This window comes from Streptomyces sp. S063 (assembly GCF_002832675.1).
Taxonomy (GTDB): Bacteria; Actinomycetota; Actinomycetes; order Streptomycetales; family Streptomycetaceae; genus Streptomyces; species Streptomyces sindenensis.
In genome coordinates this window covers 5016824-5040021 of sequence record NZ_CP021707.1, presented here as the reverse complement: position 1 = coordinate 5040021, position 23198 = coordinate 5016824, and the positions used below count along the sequence as shown (strand labels likewise).

At 72.9% G+C, this 23198-nt stretch carries 17 protein-coding genes; 8 read left to right on the top strand and 9 right to left on the bottom strand.

Annotated features, from left to right (window positions below; translation table 11 throughout):
• The first annotated feature begins 22 nt into the window (after positions 1–22).
• Positions 23–547 (top strand): MarR family winged helix-turn-helix transcriptional regulator, encoded by a 525-nt coding sequence (locus tag CCZ36_RS23450; protein ID WP_069738318.1) that lies wholly within the window; start codon positions 23–25, stop codon positions 545–547.
• Between the two features lie 237 nt (positions 548–784).
• Positions 785–1570, top strand: coding sequence for a D-Ala-D-Ala carboxypeptidase family metallohydrolase (locus CCZ36_RS23445; protein ID WP_069738317.1), 786 nt, complete (start codon positions 785–787; stop codon positions 1568–1570).
• A gap of 124 nt (positions 1571–1694) precedes the next feature.
• Here CCZ36_RS23445 and CCZ36_RS23440 read toward each other — a convergent pair whose 3' ends face one another.
• A complete protein-coding gene (locus CCZ36_RS23440; protein WP_128818498.1) occupies positions 1695–3068 on the bottom strand; it encodes an NAD-dependent succinate-semialdehyde dehydrogenase in 1374 nt (457 codons plus the stop codon).
• A 192-nt stretch (positions 3069–3260) separates the two neighbouring features.
• Here CCZ36_RS23440 and CCZ36_RS23435 point away from each other — a divergent pair, with 192 nt between their 5' ends.
• Positions 3261–3587, top strand: coding sequence for a hypothetical protein (locus CCZ36_RS23435; RefSeq protein ID WP_128819703.1), 327 nt, complete (start codon positions 3261–3263; stop codon positions 3585–3587).
• Between the two features lie 304 nt (positions 3588–3891).
• Here CCZ36_RS23435 and CCZ36_RS23425 read toward each other — a convergent pair whose 3' ends face one another.
• A complete protein-coding gene (locus CCZ36_RS23425; RefSeq protein WP_069738355.1) occupies positions 3892–5397 on the bottom strand; it encodes a DUF6056 family protein in 1506 nt (501 codons plus the stop codon).
• 8 nt (positions 5398–5405) lie between these two features.
• Positions 5406–6971 carry a glycosyltransferase gene (locus CCZ36_RS23420; RefSeq protein WP_128818496.1) on the bottom strand — a complete coding sequence of 522 codons (1566 nt, stop codon included), beginning with the start codon at positions 6969–6971 and terminating at the stop codon, positions 5406–5408.
• Between the two features lie 391 nt (positions 6972–7362).
• Between CCZ36_RS23420 and CCZ36_RS23415 the strand changes: the two genes are divergently transcribed.
• Together CCZ36_RS23415 and CCZ36_RS23410 are read left to right on the top strand one after the other, a co-directional pair.
• Positions 7363–9438 (top strand): TPM domain-containing protein, encoded by a 2076-nt coding sequence (locus CCZ36_RS23415; RefSeq protein WP_373297606.1) that lies wholly within the window; start codon positions 7363–7365, stop codon positions 9436–9438.
• A 76-nt stretch (positions 9439–9514) separates the two neighbouring features.
• On the top strand, positions 9515–10231 hold the full coding sequence (locus tag CCZ36_RS23410) for a PspA/IM30 family protein (RefSeq protein WP_128818495.1): 717 nt from the start codon (positions 9515–9517) through the stop codon (positions 10229–10231).
• Between the two features lie 13 nt (positions 10232–10244).
• Here the strand turns inward: CCZ36_RS23410 and CCZ36_RS23405 are convergent, their stop codons facing one another.
• The 5 genes from CCZ36_RS23405 to CCZ36_RS23385 all read right to left on the bottom strand — a co-directional run bounded on the left by CCZ36_RS23405 (position 10245) and on the right by CCZ36_RS23385 (position 15518).
• Positions 10245–12812 carry a SpoIIE family protein phosphatase gene (locus CCZ36_RS23405; RefSeq protein ID WP_128819699.1) on the bottom strand — a complete coding sequence of 856 codons (2568 nt, stop codon included), beginning with the start codon at positions 12810–12812 and terminating at the stop codon, positions 10245–10247.
• A gap of 214 nt (positions 12813–13026) precedes the next feature.
• A complete protein-coding gene (locus tag CCZ36_RS23400; RefSeq protein WP_069738310.1) occupies positions 13027–13470 on the bottom strand; it encodes an ATP-binding protein in 444 nt (147 codons plus the stop codon).
• Positions 13471–13634: 164 nt separating this feature from the next.
• Complete coding sequence (locus CCZ36_RS23395) at positions 13635–14039, bottom strand: NUDIX hydrolase (protein ID WP_069738309.1); 405 nt, start codon at positions 14037–14039, stop codon at positions 13635–13637.
• A gap of 296 nt (positions 14040–14335) precedes the next feature.
• Positions 14336–14536: a hypothetical protein gene (locus CCZ36_RS23390; RefSeq protein ID WP_069738308.1), complete on the bottom strand. Its 201-nt coding sequence runs from the start codon at positions 14534–14536 to the stop codon at positions 14336–14338.
• A gap of 229 nt (positions 14537–14765) precedes the next feature.
• A complete protein-coding gene (locus CCZ36_RS23385; protein WP_069738307.1) occupies positions 14766–15518 on the bottom strand; it encodes a GntR family transcriptional regulator in 753 nt (250 codons plus the stop codon).
• Positions 15519–15820: 302 nt separating this feature from the next.
• Between CCZ36_RS23385 and CCZ36_RS23380 the strand changes: the two genes are divergently transcribed.
• Positions 15821–17251, top strand: coding sequence for a glycoside hydrolase family 18 protein (locus CCZ36_RS23380; RefSeq protein WP_128818494.1), 1431 nt, complete (start codon positions 15821–15823; stop codon positions 17249–17251).
• A 140-nt stretch (positions 17252–17391) separates the two neighbouring features.
• On the opposite strand, the gene CCZ36_RS23375 is transcribed toward CCZ36_RS23380, so the two are convergent.
• Entirely contained in the window at positions 17392–18978 is a 1587-nt protein-coding gene (locus CCZ36_RS23375; protein WP_069743520.1) for a S8 family peptidase, read from the bottom strand.
• 242 nt (positions 18979–19220) lie between these two features.
• On the opposite strand from CCZ36_RS23375, the gene CCZ36_RS23370 reads away from it, so the two are divergent.
• Positions 19221–20330 (top strand): threonine synthase, encoded by a 1110-nt coding sequence (locus tag CCZ36_RS23370; RefSeq protein ID WP_237302730.1) that lies wholly within the window; start codon positions 19221–19223, stop codon positions 20328–20330.
• A gap of 169 nt (positions 20331–20499) precedes the next feature.
• Positions 20500–23187, top strand: coding sequence for a glycosyl hydrolase family 65 protein (locus CCZ36_RS23365; RefSeq protein ID WP_128818493.1), 2688 nt, complete (start codon positions 20500–20502; stop codon positions 23185–23187).
• The last annotated feature ends 11 nt before the right edge of the window (positions 23188–23198 follow it).

Here is a 23198-nt window from a genome sequence, read left to right as displayed (position 1 = left end):
GGCCGCGGGATAGAAAGGTGCCATGAGCAGGAAAGCCGCTCCGGCGGAGCGCATGGACGATGTGGACGCGGTGACCGAGGCGGTGCTGACGGCCTCCCGGCTGTTGGTCGCGGTCTCGGCGCGTTCCTTGGCGGAGGTGGAGGAGCGGGTGACCCTTCCCCAGTTCCGGATGCTGGTGGTGCTCTCTTCCCGGGGTGACACCAAGCTCGTCACGCTGGCGGAGCTGCTGGGCGTGGCCCCGTCCACGGCGATGCGCATGATCGACCGGCTGATCACTGCGGGGCTCGCCGACCGGCAGACCAATCCGGACAACCGCCGCGAAACCCTGCTTCGGCTGACTACTGAGGGGCGTCGCACGGTGGAGAGCGTCACCGCGCGCCGGCGTGAGGAGATCGCCTCGATCGTTCAGCGTCTCTCCCCGGACCAGCGGACGGCGTTGATCAGTGCGCTGACGGACTTCAACAGCGCGGGCGGTGAGCGGCCCGCGCGACCGCCGGACGACAGCCCTGGGTCCCATCCGCTGGGCTGGGGCGAGACGGCGGGCTGACCCGGCGCCACACCCGGACGTGGAGGCGCCGGCACACCCGGACGTGGAGGCGCCGGACACCCTGGCGTGGAGGCGTCGGCCGCTTCTCGCGGGCACCGAACGTATCGCGCCCCGGGCGGCGGGGGGCTTCCCCCGATCCCCCTGGCAGCATGTTGACATGACCTTGACATTGATGACGTACGCGTTCGAGGCTCGGAATCCCCTGTGGAACGCTGACGACAATGAGGTGTCACCCCCATGCGATCACGCCCCATCGGATTCCTCCTCTCCACCCTCGCCGGCGCGGCCCTGGCGTTGGGCGGAACCACCGCCACCGCCTCCGCGAGCCAGTCCCCCACCCCGGAGCCCGGTTCCGCCTCGGTCGGCACGGCCCGTGCGGCCGACGGCTGTTACACCTGGAGCGGAACCCTCCGGGAGGGCTCCAGCGGTGAGGCGGTACGTCAGCTCCAGATCCGGGTCGCGGGCTACCCCGGCACCGGCAACCAGATCGCCATCGACGGAGCGTTCGGCCCGGCCACGAAGGCGGCCGTGACCCGCTTCCAGGCCGCGTACGGTCTTGCCGCCGACGGCATCGCCGGATCCGCGACGTTCAACAAGATCTACCAACTGCAGGACGACGACTGCACCCCGGTCAACTTCACCTACGCCGAGCTGAACCGCTGCAACTCCGACTGGTCCGGGGGCAAGGTCAGCGCCGCCACCGCCCGCGCCAACGCTCTGGTCACCATGTGGAAGCTCCAGGCCATGCGGCACGCCATGGGTGACCGGCCCATCACCGTCAACGGCGGCTTCCGCAGCGTGTCCTGCAACAGCGCGGTCGGCGGCGCCGCCAACAGCCGCCACCTGTACGGACATGCGGCGGACCTCGGCGCGGGATCCCAGGGCTTCTGCGCCCTCGCCCTGGCCGCCCGCAACCACGGCTTCACCGAGATCCTCGGCCCGGGCTACCCGGGCCACAACGACCACACCCACGTCGCCGGGGGCAGCGGCCGCTTCTGGTCCGCGCCCAGCTGCGGCCTCTGACGCCACGGCGCTCCCCTCACGTGCGGGGCCTGCGGTCGGCGGACCGGAGGGCACGGTGGTCGTGATCGACTACGCAACCACCCTGGAGCTCTTCTCGCCCCCGAGCCAGGCCTCCGGCCGGGCGTCAGCGCACCAGCCGGACCAGCTTGTGGTTGGCGAACTCCTCCATGCCGAACCGGCCCAGCTCCCGCCCGAAGCCGGATCGCTTGACCCCGCCGAACGGCAGCTCCGGCGCGGTGCCGGACGGAGCGCCGACGAAGACCATGCCGGTCTGCAGACGCCGGGCCACCCGCTCGGCCTGGGCATCGTCGTCGGTCTGGATCGAGGCGCTGAGACCGTACGGCGAGCTGTTGGCGAAGTCGACGGCCTCCTCCTCGGAACCGACCTTGAACAGCAGGGCCACCGGCCCGAACAGCTCCTCCTTGTAGGCCCGCATGTCGGGGGTGATGCCCGCGAGCACGGTGGGCTCGTACCAGGCGCCGGGGCGGTCGATGCGCTTGCCGCCGGCCAGCACCGTGGCCCCCTTGGAGATCGCGTCCTGGACCTGCTCGTCCAGGGTCTCCAGCGCCCTCTCCGACGAGAGGGGGCCCATGAAGGTGCCGGGGTCGGCGGGGTCGCCGACGGTGATGGACCGGACTGCCTCGGTGAAGGCGGTCGAGAAGCCGTCGTAGTGCTCGTCCAGGGCGATGATGCGTTTGGCGGCGTTGCATGCCTGGCCCGCGTTGCCCATCCGGCCGATCAGCGCGTTCTTCACCACCTTCTCCATGTTCGACGCCCCGAGGATCAGATACGGGTCGGAGCCGCCCAGCTCCAGCACGACCTTCTTCAGGTTGCGGCCCGCGATCTCCGCGACGGCCGCGCCCGCCCGCTCCGATCCCGTCAGCGAGACGCCCTGGATCCGGTCGTCACCGATCAGCGTCTCGATCTGCTCGTTGGTGGCGAAGATGTTGACGTACGCGCCCTTGAGCAGGCCCGCGTCCAGGAAGATCCGCTCCATCGCCAGCGCCGACTCCGGACACTGCGGGGCGTGCTTGAGCAGGACCGCGTTGCCCAGCATCAGGTTCGGCGCGGCGAACCGGGCCACCTGGTAGTACGGGAAGTTCCACGGCATGATCCCCAGCAGGGTGCCGACCGCCTCCTTCCGGATGACGGCCCGGCCGCCGGAGGCGACGTCCAGCTCCTCCGCCTCCAGGAAGCCCTCGCCCCGATCGGCGTAGTAGCGGTAGATGGAGACGACGGTACTGAGCTCCCCGAGTGCTTGCTTGACGGGCTTGCCCATCTCGCGGGTGATGATGGCGGCGAGTCGGTCCTTGCGCTCCTCGTAGAGGTCCGCGACCCTCCGCAGCACATCGGCCCGATCCGCCGCCGGAAGGGCGGTCCAGGCGCGCTGCGCGTCGTCGGCCAGGGCGAGCGCGTCGCGCAGCTCGCCGTCGGTGGCGGTGGGGTACTCCTGTTCCGTCTCACCGGTGGCGGGGTTGACGACTCGGTACGTACTCATGACTTCCTTCCGTGGGGGCTCCCGGACGAGGTCCGCGCGAGACGGAAACGGCCGCAGGACAACCGGGCGGACATTCGGGTACCCATCCGACAGATGCGCACACCTCGACCCTGCCACCGCGCTCGCCACTCCACCCGCACGGAACCGGCGCGCCCGACGGAACCGGCGCACCATGAGGACATGCCTGAGGACATGCCGCGGGAAAGCGGCGGCCCGGACCGTACCGACGACGGGCGGTACGTCATCATCAACGGGCGGCGATGGCGGGCGACCGACCCGGCCGTCCCCGAGGACGCGGCCGCCGCCCTGCGCTCCCACCTGATGGCGGCGCGGCGGGCGGTACGGGAGGCGAAGCGCGCGGCAGACAACGCCGCGCTGCTCCGGGCGCGCGAACGCGTACAGCGGGCGAAGGTCGCGCTCGGCGAGCGGGGCGACCCGTGGTGGGAGCAGTCGGGGCGGGAGCGTGACCGGAGGTGGCACGACGGGCTCGCGTGGTTCGACGGTCACGGCGAGCGGTGAGCCGCAGCTCCGCCCGGGCGGACGACGGCCGCTGCCGTGGCGTACGTCGGACGACCGCCGCCCCGGCAACGGGGTCGGCCGAAGCACCGGACCGGCTTCGGCCGGCCCGTCCGGTGTCCCTCGCCTCCCCGCAGCGCGGGCGGGCCCCTGCTCCTACGACGGCACCATGAGCGGCCGTGGGCGCGGCTTCCACCTCGGCCTGCCGGACCTGGGGATCCCGCGCGTGCACCGCCCCGCCGAGTGAACTCCCCTGCGTGGGAAAGCCGTTGCAGAGTCACCGGCAGCGCCGTGTCTCGCCCGGACCTCAGCGCCCCGGGGCCCCGTCCGTGACCCGGTCGAGGTGGTAGAGCTCGGCGACACAGCCGCCGGGCCAGTACTGCTCCCCGCCCTTGCTGAACGGCTCCAGCATCTGGCTGATCACCAGGCGTTCGTACGGCAGGACCCGCTCCCCGGCCGCCGCCCCCTCGCGCAGGCGGAGGTCCTGGGCGTCCCACTTCTCGGCCCGGGACCGCATCGCGGTGCCCAGGTCGGTCAGGGCGATGGCCGGGCCGACGCAGACCAGGACGCAGAGCGCCGCGCACACCGCCTTCGCCGGGGCGGTGCGGTGGGCGTACCGGCGGACTGCCAGGCCCAGCAGGGCGCCCGCGCCGGCCAGCAGGATCACGTACAGCAGGAGGTAGTCGTTCCAGAGCCGGTTGGCGCTCCTGTCGCTCACCCGGTCGCCGAAGACGGGGTAGGCGATGACCGTGCAGAGGTAGCCGGAGACCAGGAGCGTGACCAGCCCGGCGGAGGTGAGCAGCGACCAGTGGGCGGGCGGGCGGGGCCTCGTCCCGTCCGCCCGGCGGCAGAGCAGTCCCAGCAGGACGCCCGCGGCGACCGCGCCCACGTACTGCCAGGTCGTCACGGTGGCGACGGTGATCTCCGCGAACGCGCGCAGCGACGCGGCGAGGGAATCCGGGGCGAGCAGGAACGTGGTCTCCGCCCCGAAGCGTTCCCTGCGGTTCGTCGAGCCGGGTGAGGTGATGAGGACGAGGGCCCCGGCCACCGTCCCGGCGATGCCCCCGGCACACCACAGCCGGAAGAACCCCCGGTCGGCGGTCGGGACGGCCCGGCCGGAGACCACCAGCGCGGCCAGCAGCACCATCACCACGACGATCGCCGTCTCCTCGGACAGCGTGGCGAGGAAGGCCGCCATCAGCACCGCGACGGTGACCGCGAGAGCGCGGCCCCGCCGGGTACGGGCGAGCAGCAGCGGAATCAGCGCGGAGCAGGCCAGGACCGGCGGCAGCGTGTGCGAGACCGACGCCGCGGGCCAGTAGAACGTCTTGTACGTGTTCGGCGTGGCGAACAGGAACAGCGCGGTGGTCATGGCCGCGAGCAGGAGCGGCAGCCCGCGCGGGGTGCGCAGCCGGGCCCGGCGCAGCGCCAGGACGGCCACCGCCCACAGGACCGCGAGCACCAGGACCCCGCTGACCAGGGGGTACCACTGGTGTCCCGCGATCTGGAACTTCGCGTACGCGCCGACCAGGAGCGCGTTCGCGACCCGCCCGTTGTCGTCGAAGTAGAACTGCCCGACGAGACCGCTGATGCCGTCGTCCCGTACCCGGGGCAGGAAGCACCAGTCGTCGGCGCCGGGCCTCACCCACCGCCCGAACCAGGACGCGGCGGCGAGCAGGGCGAGCGGCGGCAGCGCGAGCGCGGTCACCCAGAGCGCCGTCCAGGGGCGGCCCGCCGGGCGTCCGGCCGGGTCCGCCGCCTCGCCCCGCCGCACCCCCTCCGGGGCGGCGGCCACGGGCACGTCGTCGGACATCGCGGACGTCACCCCTTCCGGGACGAGCGGGTGGGCAGCGGCTCGGGCGCCGCACGGCCGGGCAGTGGTCCGGCCTGCGGCTCCGCCGCGGCGGCCCTGGCCCGGCCCGAGGTGATCGCCCACCGCGCCAGCAGGAACGAGACGGGCGTGACGATCACGCCGGCCGCCAGCGCCGCGAGGTTCTTGTCCATCCCGAGGCCGCTGACCGCCGCGTAGAGGAGCGCGCCGGACGCCACCAGGTTGACCAGGCTGGAGAGGGGGTAGCGGACGAACGCGTGCCAGGTCGGTCCCGTCCGGCAGGTGACGTAGGAGTTGAGCAGGAACGAGCACACGATGCTGACCGCGAAGCCGATGACGTGGGCGGTCAGATAGGGCATCCAGCGGTTGAGGGAGGCGTAGACGCCGAGGTAGACGGCGGTGTTCACGCAGCCGATGAGGACGAAGCTGCCGAACTGGCGGACGGTACGGGACCGGCCCCGGGACCCGGTCGCCGTGGTCGGGGTGGGGCTCGGGGCGGCGGCGCCGACGGCAGAGCCGGCGACGGAGCCCGTGCCGGAGCCGGTGACGGAGCCCGCGATGGCTTCGACCGGTCCTCCCCCGGTCAGCTGCGGGCGCGGCGGTGGGCCGTCCGGCAGCACCGCCCGGCAGGTCGCGTCGGTCTCCCGCACGACGTACGGCGGGCGGTGTTTCGCCTCGTGGTAGATGCGGCCCACGTACTCCCCGATCACCCCGAGCGTCACCAGCTGGATACCGCTGAGGGCGACGACGGCGATGAGCAGGGTGGCGTAGCCGGGGGTGTCCACGCCGTGCAGGACGACGCGCACGACGGTCCACAGGGCGTAGGCCAGCGCCGAGACGAAGACCCAGAAGCCGGTGTAGATCGCGAGGCGCAGCGGCCGGTTGTTGAAGGAGAGCAGTCCGTCGATGCCGTAGTTCAGCAGCCGCTTGCTGCCCCACTTCGACCGGCCCGCCACCCGTTCGCTGTTGCGGTAGCGGAAGGTGACCGTGTCGAAGCCGATCCAGGAGAAGATCCCCTTGGAGAAGCGGTTGCTCTCGGGGAGGGACAGCACGCTCTCCACCGCCCGCCGCGACAGCAGCCGGAAGTCTCCCGAGCCATCGATCAGCTCCACGTCCATGCAGCGGCGGACCAGCGCGTAGTAGGTGTGGCTGAGGGTGCTGCGGATCATCCCCTCGCCCGTGCGGTCGCGGCGCGGGATGACCTGGTCGTAGCCGTGCCGGTGCAGTTCCAGCATGCGGGGGATCAGCTCGGGCGGGTGCTGGAGGTCGGCGTCCATGATGACCACGGCCGCCCCGCGCGACATGCGCAGGCCCGCGAGCATGGCGGCCTCCTTGCCGAAGTTGCGGCTGAAGGCGGTGTAGTGGACGCGCGGGTCACGGGCGGCGATGGCGTTCAGCAGCGGGCGGGTGCGGTCCCGGCTGCCGTCGTCGACGTAACAGATCTCGAAGCTGTCCCCGAGGGGGTCCAGGACGCCGAGCAGCGCGGCGTGGAAGGACTCGATGACCTCGGCCTCGTCGAAACACGGCACGACGACCGACAGCTGAAGGCCAGTCACTCGCCACCTCCGGACTTCGGGCCTCTCCTGGGGCCGGGCCCCTGGCCGGCGTCCGCGCCGTCGGCCTCCGGCGCCGGGGCCCGGGGCGCGCCACGTCCGCCCCATCTGACGACGGGCGGCGGCCTTTCGTCTCCCCGCACACGCGTGGGCCGACCGCTTTCCCACGCCCTTTCATGCGAACAGCGGAGCGGGCCGGTGCGACGCTGCGGCGCACCGTGGGCGGCGGGCGGCGGGCAGCAGACAGCGAGCGGCGGGCTCGGTCGGCCGGATCGCCGGGTCGCGGGGGTGCGAAAGCGTACATAACCTCACGAAGGTGACGTCTGCCCGACCGCCACGGACCCCCCGTCGGCTCGCCGCGCTCTCCGCCGCGCCGCTCGCCGCCCTGGCCTCCGTGCTGCTCGCCGTGGGCTGGCTGGTGCTCCCGGCAGCCGTGCCCGCGCGCGCCGACGACCCCGTCGAGCTTTCCCGGGACGGGCAGATCACCGACCGGGTCGGCGCCCTGGGCGATCGGACGGGGCAGGTGGAGGACGCCCTCGACCGGCTGTACGACGAGCAGCGCGTCCAGCTCTTCGTGGTGTACGTACGCGATTTCTCCGGCCGGTCCGGACAGACCTGGACCGACGAGACCGCCGACCGCAACGGGCTGGGCCAGGACGACGTGCTGCTCTCCGTCGCCACCCACGACCGTCGGTACGCCTACTCCGTCGACGTGGACTCCCGGCTCACCGATGCCCAGCTGCGGGACGTGGCGGGTGCCGCGATCGAGCCCGCGCTCCGGGAGAACGACTGGGCGGGGGCCGCCATCGGCGCGGCCGACGGCTACGCCTCCGTGCTGGCCGGACGCCCCGTGACCGCCCCCGCGATCACCCCGGGACCCGCCGATCCCGGAACGGGCGGCTCCGGCTCCACCGGTGCACGCGACTTCGTCCTTCCGTTGGCCGTCGTCGCGGGCGTGGGCGCGGTCGGCGTCTACGCATACGCCCGGCGCAAACGGCGCACGACGACCCGCACCACCCCGGCGGCCACCGGCTGGGGCCGGGGCGCGGGGGCGGGCGGTGCGCCGGAGCCGCCGACGCCGCTGCCGGAGCTGGACGCGCAGGCGAAGCAGGTGTTGGTGGACACGGACGACGCGGTGCGCACGAGCGAGGAGGAACTCGGTTTCGCCACCGCCCAGTTCGGCGAGGAGGCCGCGAAGCCGTTCACGGCGGCGGTCGCGCGGGCGAAGGACGAGCTGACGCAGTCGTTCCGGTTGCGCCAGCAGCTCGACGACGCCTTCCCCGAGGACGACGCGACCCGCCGCCGGATGCTGGACGAGATCCTGCGGCGGTGCGCCACCGCCAACGAGGGGCTGGACACCGTCGCCGAGGACTTCGACCGGCTGCGCGCCCTGGAACGTACCGCTCCGCAGGCTCTGGCCACCGTGGACGCCACCCACCGCGATCTGGCCGGGCGGGTCGCGTCGGCCGATTCGGCCGTCGCCGGGCTGCGCGAGCGGTACGGCGAGGGCGCCGCCGCCCCCGTGGCGGCCGACGTCGACCAGGCCGAGGACCGGCTCGTCTTCGCGGGCTCGGCCGTGGGCGAGGCCCGTACGGCGGTCGAGGGCGGCGAGAACTCCCGGGCCGCGGTGTACATCCGGGCCGCCGAGGGTGCGGTGGGCCAGGCAGGCACGCTGCTGGACTCGGTGGACCGGCGGGCGGCGGAGCTGGGCGAGGCCGCGCGGAAGCTGCCCGCCGCGCTGACCGGGACGGAGACCGACCTCGCGGACGCGGGCGGGCTGCTCGAAGGGGCCGCCGAGGGGACGTCGACCGCCGATCTGCGCGGCCGGATCGCCCGCGCCGAGGCCGTACTCGCCGATGTGCGGGGCGCGATGGGGGCGGGACCGTACGACCCGGTCGACGCGCTGCGCCGGGTGGAGGAGGCGGACGCGGCCCTGGACGAGGCGCTGGCCGGGGCCCGGGACCAGGAGCGCGGCGCGGCGAAGGCCCGTTCCCTCCTCGACCACGCGATGCTCACCGCCCGGTCCGCGATCGGGGCGGCGGCCGACTACATCACGACCAACCGTGGTGCGGTCGGCAGCCAGGCCCGGACCCGGCTGGCGGAGGCGCAGCGGCGGTGGGAACGGGCCCGGGAGCTGTCGAGCACGGACGCGCCGGGGGCGCTGGCCGAGGCGCGGCAGGCGGACGCGCTGGCCGGACAGGCGATGGCCCTGGCCGAACAGGACGTGCGCGGCTTCCGCTCCCCGCAGGGCCCCGGCGGCCTGGGCGGGATGACAGGCGGGGGCGGCGGCAGGGGCGGGGCCGTGCTCGGCGGCATCATCCTCGGCGGACTGTTCGGGGGTGGCGGCGGCCGGGGCGGTGGCATGGGCGGCGGCTTCGGCGGCGGCCGGTCCGGTGGTTTCGGGGGCGGGCCGGGCAGCTTCGGCGGCGGCGGGACCCGGGGACGGCGGGGCGGTGGCGGCCGCTTCTGAGACGACCGGGCCTCACTCTCCTCATCCATAGCAGCGATCCCCGTCGCAGCGATCACGACTTCCAAGGAGCCGTCCCATGACCAAGCAGACCGTCCTCGGCCGCGTCACCCAGCTGGCGAAGGCCAACATCAACGCCCTCCTCGATCAGGCCGAGGACCCCCAGAAGATGCTGGACCAGCTGATCCGGGACTACACGAACAACATCGCGGAGGCCGAGCAGGCGGTCGCGGCCACCATCGGCAACCTCCGGCTGATGGAGCAGGACCACAAGGAGGACGTGGAGGCGGCGGCCGAGTGGGGCGGCAAGGCCCTGGCGGCCAGCCGGAAGGCCGACGAGCTGCGCGGGGCCGGGTCGGTGGCGGAGGCCGACACGTTCGACAACCTGGCGAAGGTGGCGCTGGGCCGGCAGCTCCAGTCCGAGCAGGAGGCGAAGACGGCGGAGCCGACGATCGCCTCGCAGACGGAGGTCGTGGACAAGCTGAAGACCGGGCTGGACCGGATGAAGGCCAAGCTCTCCGAACTCAGGGCCAAGCGCGACGAGCTGGTGGCGCGTGCGAAGTCCGCCCAGGCGCAGAACACGATGATGGACGCCGTGAAGAACGTCGACGTCCTCGACCCGACGAGCGAGCTGAGCCGCTTCGAGGAGAAGGTGCGGCGCGAGGAGGCGAAGGCCCTGGGCAAGCAGGAGCTGGCCGCCTCCTCCCTGGACGCGCAGTTCGAGCGGTTGGACAGCCTGGGCGACAGTGCGGAGGTGGAGGCCCGGCTGGCGGCCCTGAAGGCCGGTTCCGCGTAACGGGCGTACCGGGTCAGTACATGCTCAGCAGCTGCTCCACGGAGAGTTCGGCGGCCGGTTCCCCGTCCGGCAGGGCCAGTTCGAACCAGACGGTCTTGCCGCGCGGGGTCCGGCGCGAGCCCCAGGCGGCGCTGAGCAGGCCGACCAGCTGGAGCCCGCGACCGCCCTCGTCGGTGTCGCGGGCGCGGCGGCGGCGCGGCTGGACGAGGCCGGCGTCCCAGACCTCGCAGACCAGGGTGCGGTCGCGCAGCAGCCGGAGCCGGATCTCGCCCTCGCCGTAGCGCAGGGCGTTGGTGACCAGCTCGCTGACGAGGAGTTCGGTGGTGTCGACCAGGTCGTCGAGGTCCCAGGCGAGCAGTTGGGTGCGGGCCAGCTCCCGGGCGCGGCCCACCGAGCGGGGTTCGCGCGGCAGCGTCCAGTCCCCCACCGCCTCCGCGGGAAGCCCCTGGATACGGGCCATCAGCAGGGCGATGTCGTCCTCGCCGTGCCGGGTGTCGAGGGTGGAGAGGACGAAGTCGCAGGCGTCCTCCAGCTCCATCTGCGGGCCGGTGAGCACGGACCGCAGCGCCTCCAGGCCCTCGTCCAGCGGCTGGTCCCGGGACTCGACCAGGCCGTCGGTGTAGAGGGTGAGCAGGGCGTTCTCGGCGAGCTCGACCTCGACCTCCTCGAACGGCTCGCCGCCGACGCCCAGCGGCATCCCCGGCGGTACGTCGATGATCCGGGCGGGCCGGCCGGGCTCGACGACGGCCGGGGGCATGTGCCCGGCGCTGGCGAACGTGCATCGCCGGGTGACCGGGTCGTAGACCGCGTACACGCAGGTCGCGAGATACACCTCGGAGAGGTCCGCCTCGCGGGACTTCTGCGCGGCGCGCGAGGGCCACTGCGCTCCGCCGCTGCCGCCGAGCCCCTCGCTGCGCTCGCCGCCGCCCGGGGAGCCGAGGCCGCGGGCGACCTCGTCGAGGGCGGAGAGCACTTCGGCGGGTTCCAGGTCGAGGAGGGCCAGGGTCCTCACGGCGGTACGCAGTTCGCCCATGGCGACGGCGGCGCGCAGGCCGCGGCCCATGACGTCGCCGACGACGAGGGCGGTGCGGTGGCCGGGCAGCTCGATCACGTCGAACCAGTCGCCGCCGACCTCGGTGGCGGTGTTGCCGGGCAGATAGCGGCAGGCGATGTCGAGTCCGGCCGCCTCGGGGTCGCCGGGGGGCAGCAGGCTGCGCTGGAGGATCAGGGCGCGTTCGTGCTCGCGGCGGTAGAGGCGGCCGTTGTCGATGCAGACGGCGGCCCGGGCGGCCAGTTCGGTGGCGAGTGCCCGGTCGCGCTCGCCGAACGGCTCGCTGCCCTTCGTCCGGGAGAACTGGACGAGGCCGACGACGGTGTCGTGGGCGACCATCGGCACGGCGAGCGTCCACTGCACGAAACCCATCTCGTCGCCGGGGACGTCCTCGACCCGGCCGGAGCGCAGGGCGACGGCGCAGGGCGAGCCGAACGGGAAGCGGTGGACGGAGCCGAGCGCGGGTGGCACGTCGTCGGGGCCCGGGGCCCCGCTGCCCGCCACGGCGGTGGGCAGGGCGTCGGCGACCGCGCTGGCGTGGGCCACCCGGCGCAGCTCCGCCGAGCCTCCGGCGGACTCGCGGTGAGCGGGGGCCCAACTGCCGGGCGCGGCCTCCTCGCCGGTGAGGAGGCCCTGGTAGAGGTCGACGGCGGCGAGGTCGCAGAAGCCGGGCACGGCCACGTCGAGGAGCTCGCGGGCGGTGGTCTCCAGGTCCAGGGAATTGCCGATGCGGGCGCTGGCCTCGTTGAGCAGGGCGAGGTTGCGGCGGGCGCTGGCGGCCTCGCGCGCGGCGATGTGCCGACGGGTGACGTCGGTGGCGAGGCCGGCGATGCCGACGGGGCGGCCGGCCCCGCTGTGCACCCGGTAGAGGTTCATGGACCAGTGGCGGCGCTCGGTGGTGCCCGGGGCGGTGCCGACGAGCTGGAGGTCGGTGACCGACTCCCCGGTCTCCAGGACCCGTTTCAGGGTGGCGGACAACCGGTCGGCCTCGGCCTGCGGGAGGTAGTCGTCGACCGTGCGGCCCCGGTGGTCCTCGGCCGCACCGCCGAAGACCGTGGCGAAGCGCTGGTTGGCCCGGACGACCGCGAAGTCGGTGCCGAACAGCACGAAGCCGAAGGGAGATTGGCCGAATATGGCTTGTGACGCGGCAAGGTCGGTCTCGATGCGCCGCAGGGCCCGGACGTCGACGACGATACAGAGCGCGGCCCGCTCGCCCTGCCCCGTCAGACTCGGCATCACATAGACCTCGGCGACGCCGTGCGCCCCGCCCTCGCCCGGCATCCGGAACGGGACGAGGCCCGTCCACTCCTTGCCGTCGAGGATCTCGCCGACCCGCCGATGGCCGTCCGAGCGCAGCTCGGCGGGCATGAAGGCCTCCACCGGGTCGCGGCCGATCGCCTCGGTCGAGGTCATGCCGAACAGCGCGGCGGCCCGGCTGCTCCACTGCTCGATCAGACCGTCGGGGCCGATCGAGAAGGAGGCCACCCTGATGTAGTCATAGATCGAGCCGGGCGGGCTGTTCTGCCACACGACGTCACCGGCCGTCCCGACGGCGTCGCCCGTCGTCCCAGGTATTTCGCTCACGCGACCGTCCCCTCCAGCTCACACACCGGACCGGTCCTGCCCGCAGTATTCAGCACTACGGCCCCGACCGACACGGCGTTCACGATCACAGCACGGTCTCAGTCCCTTTCAGCCAGGTTCTGCCCGACCTCTGGTGATCGCTGTGCTTCCCTCCACTCTCCTAACCAGGGAGAGCCAGCTCGAACCACACGGTCTTGCCGCTCTTTCCGCGACGGGTCCCCCAGCGGCGTGCGGAACAGGCCACGAGCTGGAGTCCGCGACCGCCTTCGTCGTCGGGTCCCGCAGTGCGTTCGGTGGGTGGATCCGGAAGCGGATCGGAGACTTCCACCAGCAGTCCCGGGGTGGCGGGCGGGTGGTCGGCGGGCGGAGGGCCCCCGTCGGGGTGCGTACGGGCCAGGCGTACGCCGATGGGGCCGGAGGCGTACCGGAGGGAGTTGGTCACCAGCTCACTGACGAGCAGGACCGCCAGGTCGCCCACCGCCGCGTCGAGCCCCCAGGAACCCAGCGCGCCCCGGACGGCGTGCCGGGCGCTGCGCACGGAACCGGGCTCGGCCGCGAAGGTCCACTCGGCGCAGTCGCCTTCGGTATCGATCACGCCGATCACTTCCCAGGGACGACCGCGGGCCCACCCCCTGTGCAAATGGGGACTAAACAGCCCATACCCACCATTGATTGCTCGCTACCGCGCAACCGGGTGTTTGGTGCAGACGGCGTACGCCCCCGCCCCGCGACCGGAGGCCGGCGGATTGGCTCGACGCGCCCGGCGGATCAGCTCAACGCGCCCGTCGCTTTGAGGTCGTCGAAGAGCAACTGGTCCACGGGCGGCACGAGGGCCCGGTCGGCGAAGGAGAACCACGCCACCTCCTCGATCTCGCTGCTCGCGGCGAGCGTGCCGCGGTAGTCGCCGTAATAGCAGCTCATCCGCACGACGGCGGCGCCGGGCCGGTCGTCGGCGGGGGCCTCGTACGTCCCGGCGTGGACGACGGTCTCCCGGATCAGGCCGACCGTCAGCTCCTCCTCGATCTCCCGCAGGAGGGTCTGGAGATCGGTCTCCGCACCCTCGCGCTTGCCGCCCGGGATGTAGAAGACGTCCTTACCCCGGGGCCGCGCGCAGAGGATCCTGCCGCCCTCGATCCGCACCCACGCCACCGTGTCGATCAGCACCGACGTCACTTCGTCACCACTCCGTCATCATTCCCGCCCCGCCTGCGGCGCCGTCCCCCCGGAGGCCTCCGCGCCCCGGTCGGGCCGGACCTTACCGCCCAGGACGCCGACGCGCCGACGCGCGGAGGGCAGAGGGGACTCCGGGCCCCGGGCTCCGGGAGAGGCCGAGGAACCCGGAGAAGCCCGAAGGCCCGGGAAAGGCCGAGAGGCGCACGAAAAGGCCGAGGGACCCCCAGGGCGGCGCGCAACCGCCGCCCGGGGACCCTCGGGGCCGTTGTCCGCCCGTCCGCCCGTCCGCCCGTCCGTCAGGGACCGGCTCCCCGGCTCACGCGCTCCACCCGGTAGACCTGATGGTGATGGCGGTCGTCGAGGCCGTCGGCGACCTTCTGGGCCTCGGCCTGCGTGGCATACCGGCCCACTCGATAGCGGTTGCCGCCGTCGTCCTGCCGTATCACCTGCCACGGGAGCACGGCGCCGCTCTCGCTCATCGTGTCGCTCCCCCGCATATCGCCCTTCTCCCCACCGGCGTGCACGTCTCTAAGGATCCCCAGGAAACCGCAGTACGCATATGCCCGAGCGTACGCCTGACCTTCACTCAGTGCAGGCGTCTTTACACAAAGAGATACACATCCGACCATCACGAAAGGGGGCGCATCCACAGAATGCGCCCCCTCGTGCCAGGATCCACGCCCGCCCGGGCCACCCGACAGCGGCCCGACGCGGCGTCACCTCACCTCATCGCACCGGCAGGTGATAGGCGACCCGGTACCGGTCGGCCGGGACGACCACGTCGGCCGTCTCCACGGCCCGGCCCGACGCGTAGTACGTACGGCCGATGACGATGACCACATGGCCGGGCACACCGCCGAGCGCCAGGAGCTCTTCCGCCAGCCCCGGGCGCGCGCCGACCTCCTCGGCGACGTTGTCCACGACGACGTCGATCGCGGCCATCCGGTCGACGACCCCACAGCCGCCCAACGGACCCTCCTCCGGCAGCATCACGGGCGTGCGGCCCGTGATGGCGAGTGGCTCCCAGGAGGTGGAGAGCATGATCGGCTCGCCCGCCTCCCGGAAGACGTAGTGCGTGCGCATCACCCGGTCGCCCGGCTCGATGCCCAGCCGCTCGGCGATCTCGGGGCTCGCCCCCTCCTGCTCGCTGCTGGACTCCCAGGTCCCGCGCGCCTCCTCGGCCGTCTGCTCCTGCCGGAACGGACTGGCCCCCTTGTCCGGCCGGTAGCCGGAGCGGGCGATCATGCGGGGCACGGGGCGCTCGCGCACATAGGTGCCGGAGCCGGAGCGCCCCTCGACCAGCCCCTCCGCCATCAGGACCTTCCGCGCCTCCAGGGCGACGGTGTCCGAGACCCCGTACTCCTCACGGATGCGGGCCTGCGACGGCAGGCGGGTATGAGGCGGCAGCGCGCCGTTGACGATCTTCTCCCTGAGATCGCTCGCCACGCGCAGATAGGCGGGCTGCTCACCGAAAGTCACAGGCCACTCCCAACAGGTTGACAGTCTGCGACAGCCTGGCAACCGTGGGTTGTATACCGCAAGCATGGGCCAGAGTTTCACCCAATGTGATGATCTTGTGGCGGTCCACGCATACCCCGACCCCGGGACCCCTGCCCCCCACTCCCACCCTCCACGCATCCTCGGCGTCCGCGACGTCCGGCAACCCGTCGGGGGTCCCGGCCGTCAACTCCGGGACTCTTGACCATTTTTGGTCCAGACCAATACCTTCCCTGTGCACAGCACGGCTCTCCCCCCGCCCCTCCCGCACAGGAACGAGCCCCATGCGTCGAAGAGACCTGTCCCGAATGACCGTCGCCGGCGTCGCCCTGGCCCTGCTGGCAGGCGTCGCGCCCGCGGCCACGGCCGGTACCGCCCACGGCCCGAGCGACGACGGCGACCGCCGTGACCGTGGCAAGGGCCACCACCGCCCCGCGTACAAGAACATCGGCTACTTCACCCAATGGGGCGTCTACGGACGCGACTTCCAGGTCAAGGACCTGGACACCAGCGGGGCAGCGGCCAGGCTGACCCACATCAACTACGCCTTCGGCAACGTCAGCGCCGAGGGCACGTGCTTCACCGGCAACATCCCCGGCCAGGCCGACGCCTGGGCGGACTACGCCCGTCCGATCGACGCGGCGGATTCGGTGGACGGCGTCGCCGACACCGACACCCAGCCGCTCGCGGGCAACTTCAACCAGCTGCGCGAACTCAAGGCCAAGCACCCCGGCCTCAAGGTCATGATCTCGCTGGGCGGCTGGAGCTGGTCCACCCACTTCTCCGACGCGGTCCGCACCGCGGCCTCCCGCAAGGCGCTCGTCGCCTCCTGCATCGACCTGTACATCAAGGGCAACCTCCCCCAGGACGGCGCGCGCGGCGGCGACGGCGCGGCGGCCGGCCTCTTCGACGGCATCGACGTCGACTGGGAGTGGCCCGGCTCACCGGCCAACGAGGGCACCGTCTTCCGCCCGGAGGACAAGAAGAACTTCACGGCCCTGATCCACGAGTTCCGCACCCAGCTCGACGCCCACGCGAGGAGCGAGGCGAAGGCCGGGGCAGCGGAGAAGACGGGCAAGGGCAAGGGGCACGGCCACGGGCGCCACAAGCCGAAGCCCCGGCACTACGACCTGTCGGCGTACGTCCCGGCCAACCCCAAGGCCATCGACGCGGGCTTCGACGTGAAGCGCCTCATGAAGGACTTCGACTTCGTCAACATCCAGGGCTACGACTACCACGTCTCGGGCGAGAAGAAGACGGCCCAGCAGTCGGCGCTGTACGCGCGGGACGACTTCAGTGTCGACCGGACCGTGCGGGACTGGGTGCGGCGCGGGGCGCCCAAGCACAAGATCGTGATGGGCATGCCGACGTACGGCCAGGGCTGGACCGGTGTGACCGGCGGCGGCAACGGCCTGGGTCAGCCGGCGACGGCCCCGGCCCCGGCCACCTGGGCGGCGGGCTACGAGGACTACAAGGTCCTCAAGAAGCTGGCCGCCTCGGGGACGTACAAGATCCACCGTGATGTGAGGAACGGCCACGCGTGGCTCTTCGACGGCACGACGCTGTGGACGTACGACGACCCGCAGGTGCTGCGCGCCAAGGCCTCCTACATCCGGGACAAGGGGCTCGGCGGGGCGATGTTCTGGTCGCTGGACGGCGACACGGAGAACGCCGAGCTGGTCACGACGGTCGACCGCGCGCTCAACCGCCGCTGACGCCACCGATGCCGTCGCCCGACGGCCGACGGCCGACGGCCGAAGGGGCCGGGACGGTCGCACGACGCGACCGTCCCGGCCCTTCTCACGCTGACTCACGTTCGTCTCACGCTGTTCGGTGGTTCACCGCCGGGGCGGGATCAGAACTGGAGGGCCCAGCTGTTGATCCGGCCCGTGTCGTAGCGGGCGTTGTCGCTGACCCGGAGCTTCCAGGTGCCGTTGGCGACCTCGGAGGAGGCGTTGACCGTGTACGTGGTCACCACGTTGTCGCTGCTGCCGCCCGAGCCGTACGCCTTCAGGTTGTAGACCGAGCCGTCGGGCGCGACCAGGTCGATCTTCAGGTCACCGATGTAGGTGTGGGAGATGTTGACCGGGACCTGGAGCGCGGACGGGGCGTTGCCCGTGATCCCGGTGACGGTGACCGGGGACTCGACCGTGGCGTTGTCGTTGATCGCGTAGCCGGTGGTGTTCTCGAACCGGTCACCGGGCGGCGGGGTGGTGCCACCCGGGCCCACGTGCAGCAGGCGGTTGGGCGATCCGCTGCCCGGGTTGCCGACGACGCCGGTGGTGGCGGCCGCGACGAGCCCGGCGGAGACCTGGGCGGGGGTCGAGCCCGGGTTGTCGGCGAGGTAGACGGCGGCGGCGCCGGCGACGTGCGGGCTGGCCATCGACGTGCCGGAGATGGTGTTCGTGGCGGTGTCGCTGGTGCTCCACGTCGAGGTGATCGACGAACCCGGCGCGAAGATGTCCACGACCGAGCCGTAGTTGGAGAAGCTGGAGCGGGCGTCGGTGTTGGTCGTCGAGCCGACCGTGATGGCGTCGGCGACACGTGCCGGGGACTTGGTGCTCGCGTTGGTCGACTCGTTGCCCGCCGCGACGGCGTAGGTGATGCCCGAGTTGATGGACCGCTGCACGGCCGCGTCGAGGACCGAGTCCGCGCCACCGCCGAGGCTCATGTTGGCGACGGCGGGCTTGACGGCGTTGGCCGTCACCCAGTCGATACCGGCGACGACCTGCGCGGTGGTGCCGGAGCCCTGGTTGTTGAGCACGCGGACGCCGACGATCTTCGCCTTCTTGGCGACGCCGTGGGCGGTGCCCGCGACGGTGCCCGCCACGTGCGTGCCGTGGCCGTGGCCGTCCTGGGCGACGTTGTCGTTGTCGATGGCGTCGTAGCCGTTGAAGGCCCGGCCGCCGAAGTCGCTGTGGCTGATCCGCACCCCGGTGTCGATGACGTAGGCGGTGACGCCCTCGCCGGCCTTGTCGGGGTAGGTGTAGCGCTGGTCCAGCGGGAGACTCCGCTGGTCGATCCGGTCCAGCCCCCAGGAGGGCGGGTTGGTCTGGGTGGCGGAGACCGTGAAGGTGCGGTTCTGCGAGACGGACGCGACGGCCGGGTCGGCGGCGAACTTCTTCGCCTCCGCGGCGGTGGCCTCGACCGCGTAGCCGTTGAGGGCCGAGCGGTAGGTGCGCTCGATGCTCGCGCCGTACTTCTTCGCGAGGGCCCTGCCCTTGGCGGAGTCCGACTTCGCGGCCGAGTCCTTCAGCGTGACGATGTAGCTGTCGCTGATGGTGCCCGGAGCGCCCGCGTTCAGGATCACGCCTTCGGGTGCGCGCTCGGCCGCGGTCGCCGGAAGGGCGGCGGTGGCGAGGGCGACGGCGGCTGCGGTGGCTATGACGGTCGCCGCGGCGAGTCTTCGACGGGCCTGGGGGGTCTGACGCGTCACTGACATGTGAGGGGTCCTCCTCATAGGCGGTGCTCTGGTGGGGGGTGGTGCCGGAGCCGCACGACCGACTCCCGACAGGGGCATGACAAATCAACCATCGGAACGCCCCACGTTCTGCGTCGTCCGGCGAGCGGCATGCCCTGCTGCCAGCGAAAGATTGACCGATCCATGGCGAACCCACAAGGGTGCCTTGGGGTGTTTCCGTACGTCCGCCATTCACCCGCCATACGCCTGACATGCTGGCGGACATGACGATCTATTACTGTCCAGTGGATGGGACGCGATCTGCGATCACCGCTCTGACCTGGTGCTGTCCGGTCTGCCGGGGGCCCTGGGACCTCGACTTCACCCCCGTGCGGGGCGGCGGGATGAACGCGCTTTCCGGCCGGATCAATTCCTTGTGGCGTTACAAGGATTTCCTCCCGCTCGACTCCTCGGTGATCTCCCTGGGCGAGGGCCGCACCCCTCTCGTCCCGCTCACGGACACCGTCTCGGCGAAGCTCGACTATCTGATGCCGACGCTCTCCTTCAAGGACCGGGGCGCGGTGATGCTCGCGGAGCTGGCCCGGCGGCTGGGACCGGACCGGGTGGTGGCGGACAGCACGGGCAACGCGGGCACGTCGGTCGCGGCGTACTGCGCGCGGGCCGGACTGCCGTGCACCGTCTACGTCCCCGAGGGCACGTCGGCGAAGAAGACCGAGCAGATCCGGGCGCACGGGGCGCGCCTGGTGGCCGTCCCGGGCGGCCGGGAGGCGACCGCTCTGGCGGCCCGCGCGGCGGCGGACGAACCGGGGGTCTTCTACGCCTCGCACGTCTTCAACCCGTACTTCCTGCACGGGACGAAGACGTACGTGTACGAGCTCTGGGAGGACCTCGACGGCCGGCTGCCGGACGCGCTGGCCGTCCCGGTCGGCAACGGCACCCTGCTGCTGGGCGCGGCCCTCGCCGTCGCGGAACTGCACGCACTGGGCCTGATCGAGACCCGCCCCCGGCTGATCGCCGTCCAGGCGGAGGCGGTCTCTCCGCTGGCCGCCGCCTTCCACGCGGGCGCGGACGACCTGCTCCCGGCCGCCCCGGCCGCGGTGCCCGCCCCCACCCTCGCGGAGGGCATCGCGATCCCCCGCCCACCACGCGCCCGCCAGATCCTGGCGGCGGTCCGGGCCTCGGGCGGCACGTTCCTGACGGTCCCCGAGGACGACATCCGCGACGCGCAGCGGGATGTGGCGGCACGCGGCCTCTACGTCGAGACGACGGGCGTGGCTTGCTGGGCGGCGGTCCGGGGCGGGGGCGACGCGGTGCGGGGCAGCGTGGTGGTACCGCTGTGCGGGGCGGGGCTGAAGACGGGGATGGCGGGGTAGGGGCCCTCCTCGCTGGCCGGATCTGCTCCATCCGGCGGGCGGGCGCCCCGTGTGCCGGTGGCCGGATCTGCTCCATCCGGCGGGCGGGCGGGGGCCCCGTGCGGGGGCGGTCCGGGGGCTTCGCGTGCCGTGGCCGCCGAGCGCGCGGCCGCCTCCCTACCTTCGTACCGTGAGCCTCCCCCGCGTCTCCGTCCTCGCCCTCGCGCCCCTGGTCGTCGCCCTGATCGCCCCGCTGCCGCCGGTCGCCGCCGCCGCCGGGCCCGACCCCGTACCGCCGCCCGGCCGGGCCCGGCCGTCCGCTTCCCCCGGCTCCGGGGGAGGCGCCGGCGGCCGTCCCCCCGCCTGCGGGGACGCCTCCGACCCCGCATGGGCCCCGTCCTCCACCCGCTTCGGGGAGGCCGACGGCTACGACCCGTACGTCGGCAACGGGTACCTCGGCCACCGGGTCCCGGCCATCGGCGCCGGATACGCGTCCACCGGGGAGAAGACCGGGTGGCCGCTCTACACCCCCCGCTACGACGGCGCGTTCGTCTCCGGGCTGTACGCGGCGGACCAGGCCGTCGCCGAGGGCAGGGAGGCGGTCGCCGCGCTGCCCAGCTGGACCGGCATCGGCCTCCGCGTCGGCGGGGAGACGCTGGGCGACGCCACCCCGGCGGGCCGGATCTCGCACTACCGGCAGACCGTCTTCCTCTCCTGCGGCCTCGTGCGCACCTCGCTGCGGTGGACGACCGCGGACGGCCGCGCGACCGATCTCACCCACGAGGTCCTGGCCGATCGCTCCGACGTCCACACCGGTGCCGTACGCCTGCGGATGACCCCGCGCTGGAGCGGCACCGCGACCGTCACCGGCGAGCTCGACGAGCGCGGCGCGCGCCGGATCAGGCTCCGCGAGAACGGCACGTTCCGCACGCTCGGCACGAACGTCGAGGGGGCGGTCGCGCAGGCGATGCGGCGCGGCTCGGGTGTGGTCGAGACCCTGCGCGCCGGAACGTCCCCGCCCGCGACCCCGGTCCGCGCCGGTCGGACGTACACCTTCGAGAAGTACGTCGGTGTCGACACCGCCCTCACCTCCCGTGCCCCGGCCGAGGATGCCCGCGAGGCGGCGCACCGGGCGGCCCGGCGCGGCTGGGCCCGGGTGTTCGCGGCGAACGAGGCGGCGTGGCGCGAGGCCTGGTCCGCCGATGTGCTGGTCCCCGGCGACCGCGAGTTGCAGGGGTGGCTGCGCTCCGCCCAGTACGGGCTGCTGGCCAGCACCCGGCGCGGCTCCTCGGACAGCATCGCCCCGGCCGGCCTGACCAGCGACAACTACGCGGGCCTGGTGTTCTGGGACGCCGAGACATGGATGTTCCCGGGGCTGCTCGCCACCCGCCCCGAGCTGGCGCGTTCGGTCGTCGAGTACCGCTACCGCACCCGTGGCGCGGCCCGCGCGAATGCCGAGAAGCTGGGCCACGACGGGCTGTTCTACCCGTGGACGAGCGCGAGCCGGGGCCGGCTCGACTCCGAGTGCCACAGCGTGGACCCGCCGCACTGCATGACCCAGAACCACCTCCAGGGCGATGTCTCGCTGGCCGTCTGGCAGTACTACCTCGCCACCGGCGACCGCGACTGGCTGGCGGCACGCGGCTGGCCGCTCCTGCAGGGCATCGCCGACTTCTGGCGGTCGCGCGCTACGGCGAACGCGGACGGCAGCTACTCCATCAACGACGTGGCGGGGCCCGACGAGTACAGCAACGGCGTCGACGACGGTGTGTTCACCAACGCGGTCGCCGCCACCGCCCTGCGCAACGCGACCCGCGCGGCCCGCCTCCTCGGCCGGAACCCGCCCGCCGACTGGAACCGGATCGCGGGCCGGCTCCGTATCCCGTACGACGCGGAGAAGAAGGTCTTCCTCCAGTACGCGGGCTACAACGGCTCCACGATCAAGCAGGCGGACACCGTCCTGCTGACCTACCCCCTGGAGTGGCCGATGGAGCCGGGCGCGGCGGCGGCCACCCTCGACCACTACGCGTCCCGTACCGACCCGGACGGCCCGGCGATGACGGACTCGGTGCACGCGATCGACGCGGCGGCGATCGGGGAGCCGGGCTGCTCGGCGTACACGTACCTCCAGCGTGCGGTACGGCCCTTCATGCGGGGCCCGTACGACCTGTTCTCCGAGGCGCGCGGCGACAAGGCGGGCTCACAGGACCCGCTGTCCGGCTTCCCCGCCGACGACTTCCTGACCGGCAAGGGCGGCTTCCTCCAGGTGTTCACGCACGGCCTGACCGGGCTCCGGCTCCGTGAGGACGGCGTACGGCTCGACCCGACGCTGCCGCCCCAGCTGGGCGAGGGCGTCACGCTGAAGGGCCTGCGGTTCCGGGACGCGGCGTACGAGGTCGGGATCGGGCCCCGGACGACCACGGTCCGGCTGACCTCGGGCAGCCCGTTCACGGTTCACACGGCACGGGGGCCGCGCCGCCTCGCCACCACGCTGACCCTGCCCACCCGCCGCCCGGACCTGACCCCGACGGCCGACGTGGCGCGCTGCCGCCCGGTGACGGCGACCTCCGCGGCCCCGGGCCTGTACGCGGAGGCGGCGGTGGACGGGAGCCCGGCGACGTCCTGGTCCCCCGGCGGCGCGGCGGGCTCCCTGACGGTGGACCTGGGCCCGCGCCCGCTGCGGCTCACGGCGGTGACCCCGCGCTGGAGCGACGTACCGCCCGCATCCCACACGCTGGAAACCTCCCTCGACGGCCGCTTCTGGCGTCCCTTCCTCGCGGGTGACACGGCCAGGAAGGTCCGGGTGACGGTCCGCTCGCAGGACCCGGAGAAGCCGGCGGAGGTGGCGGAGCTGCGGGTGGTGGCGGACCGGCGTTAGGACGCGACTCC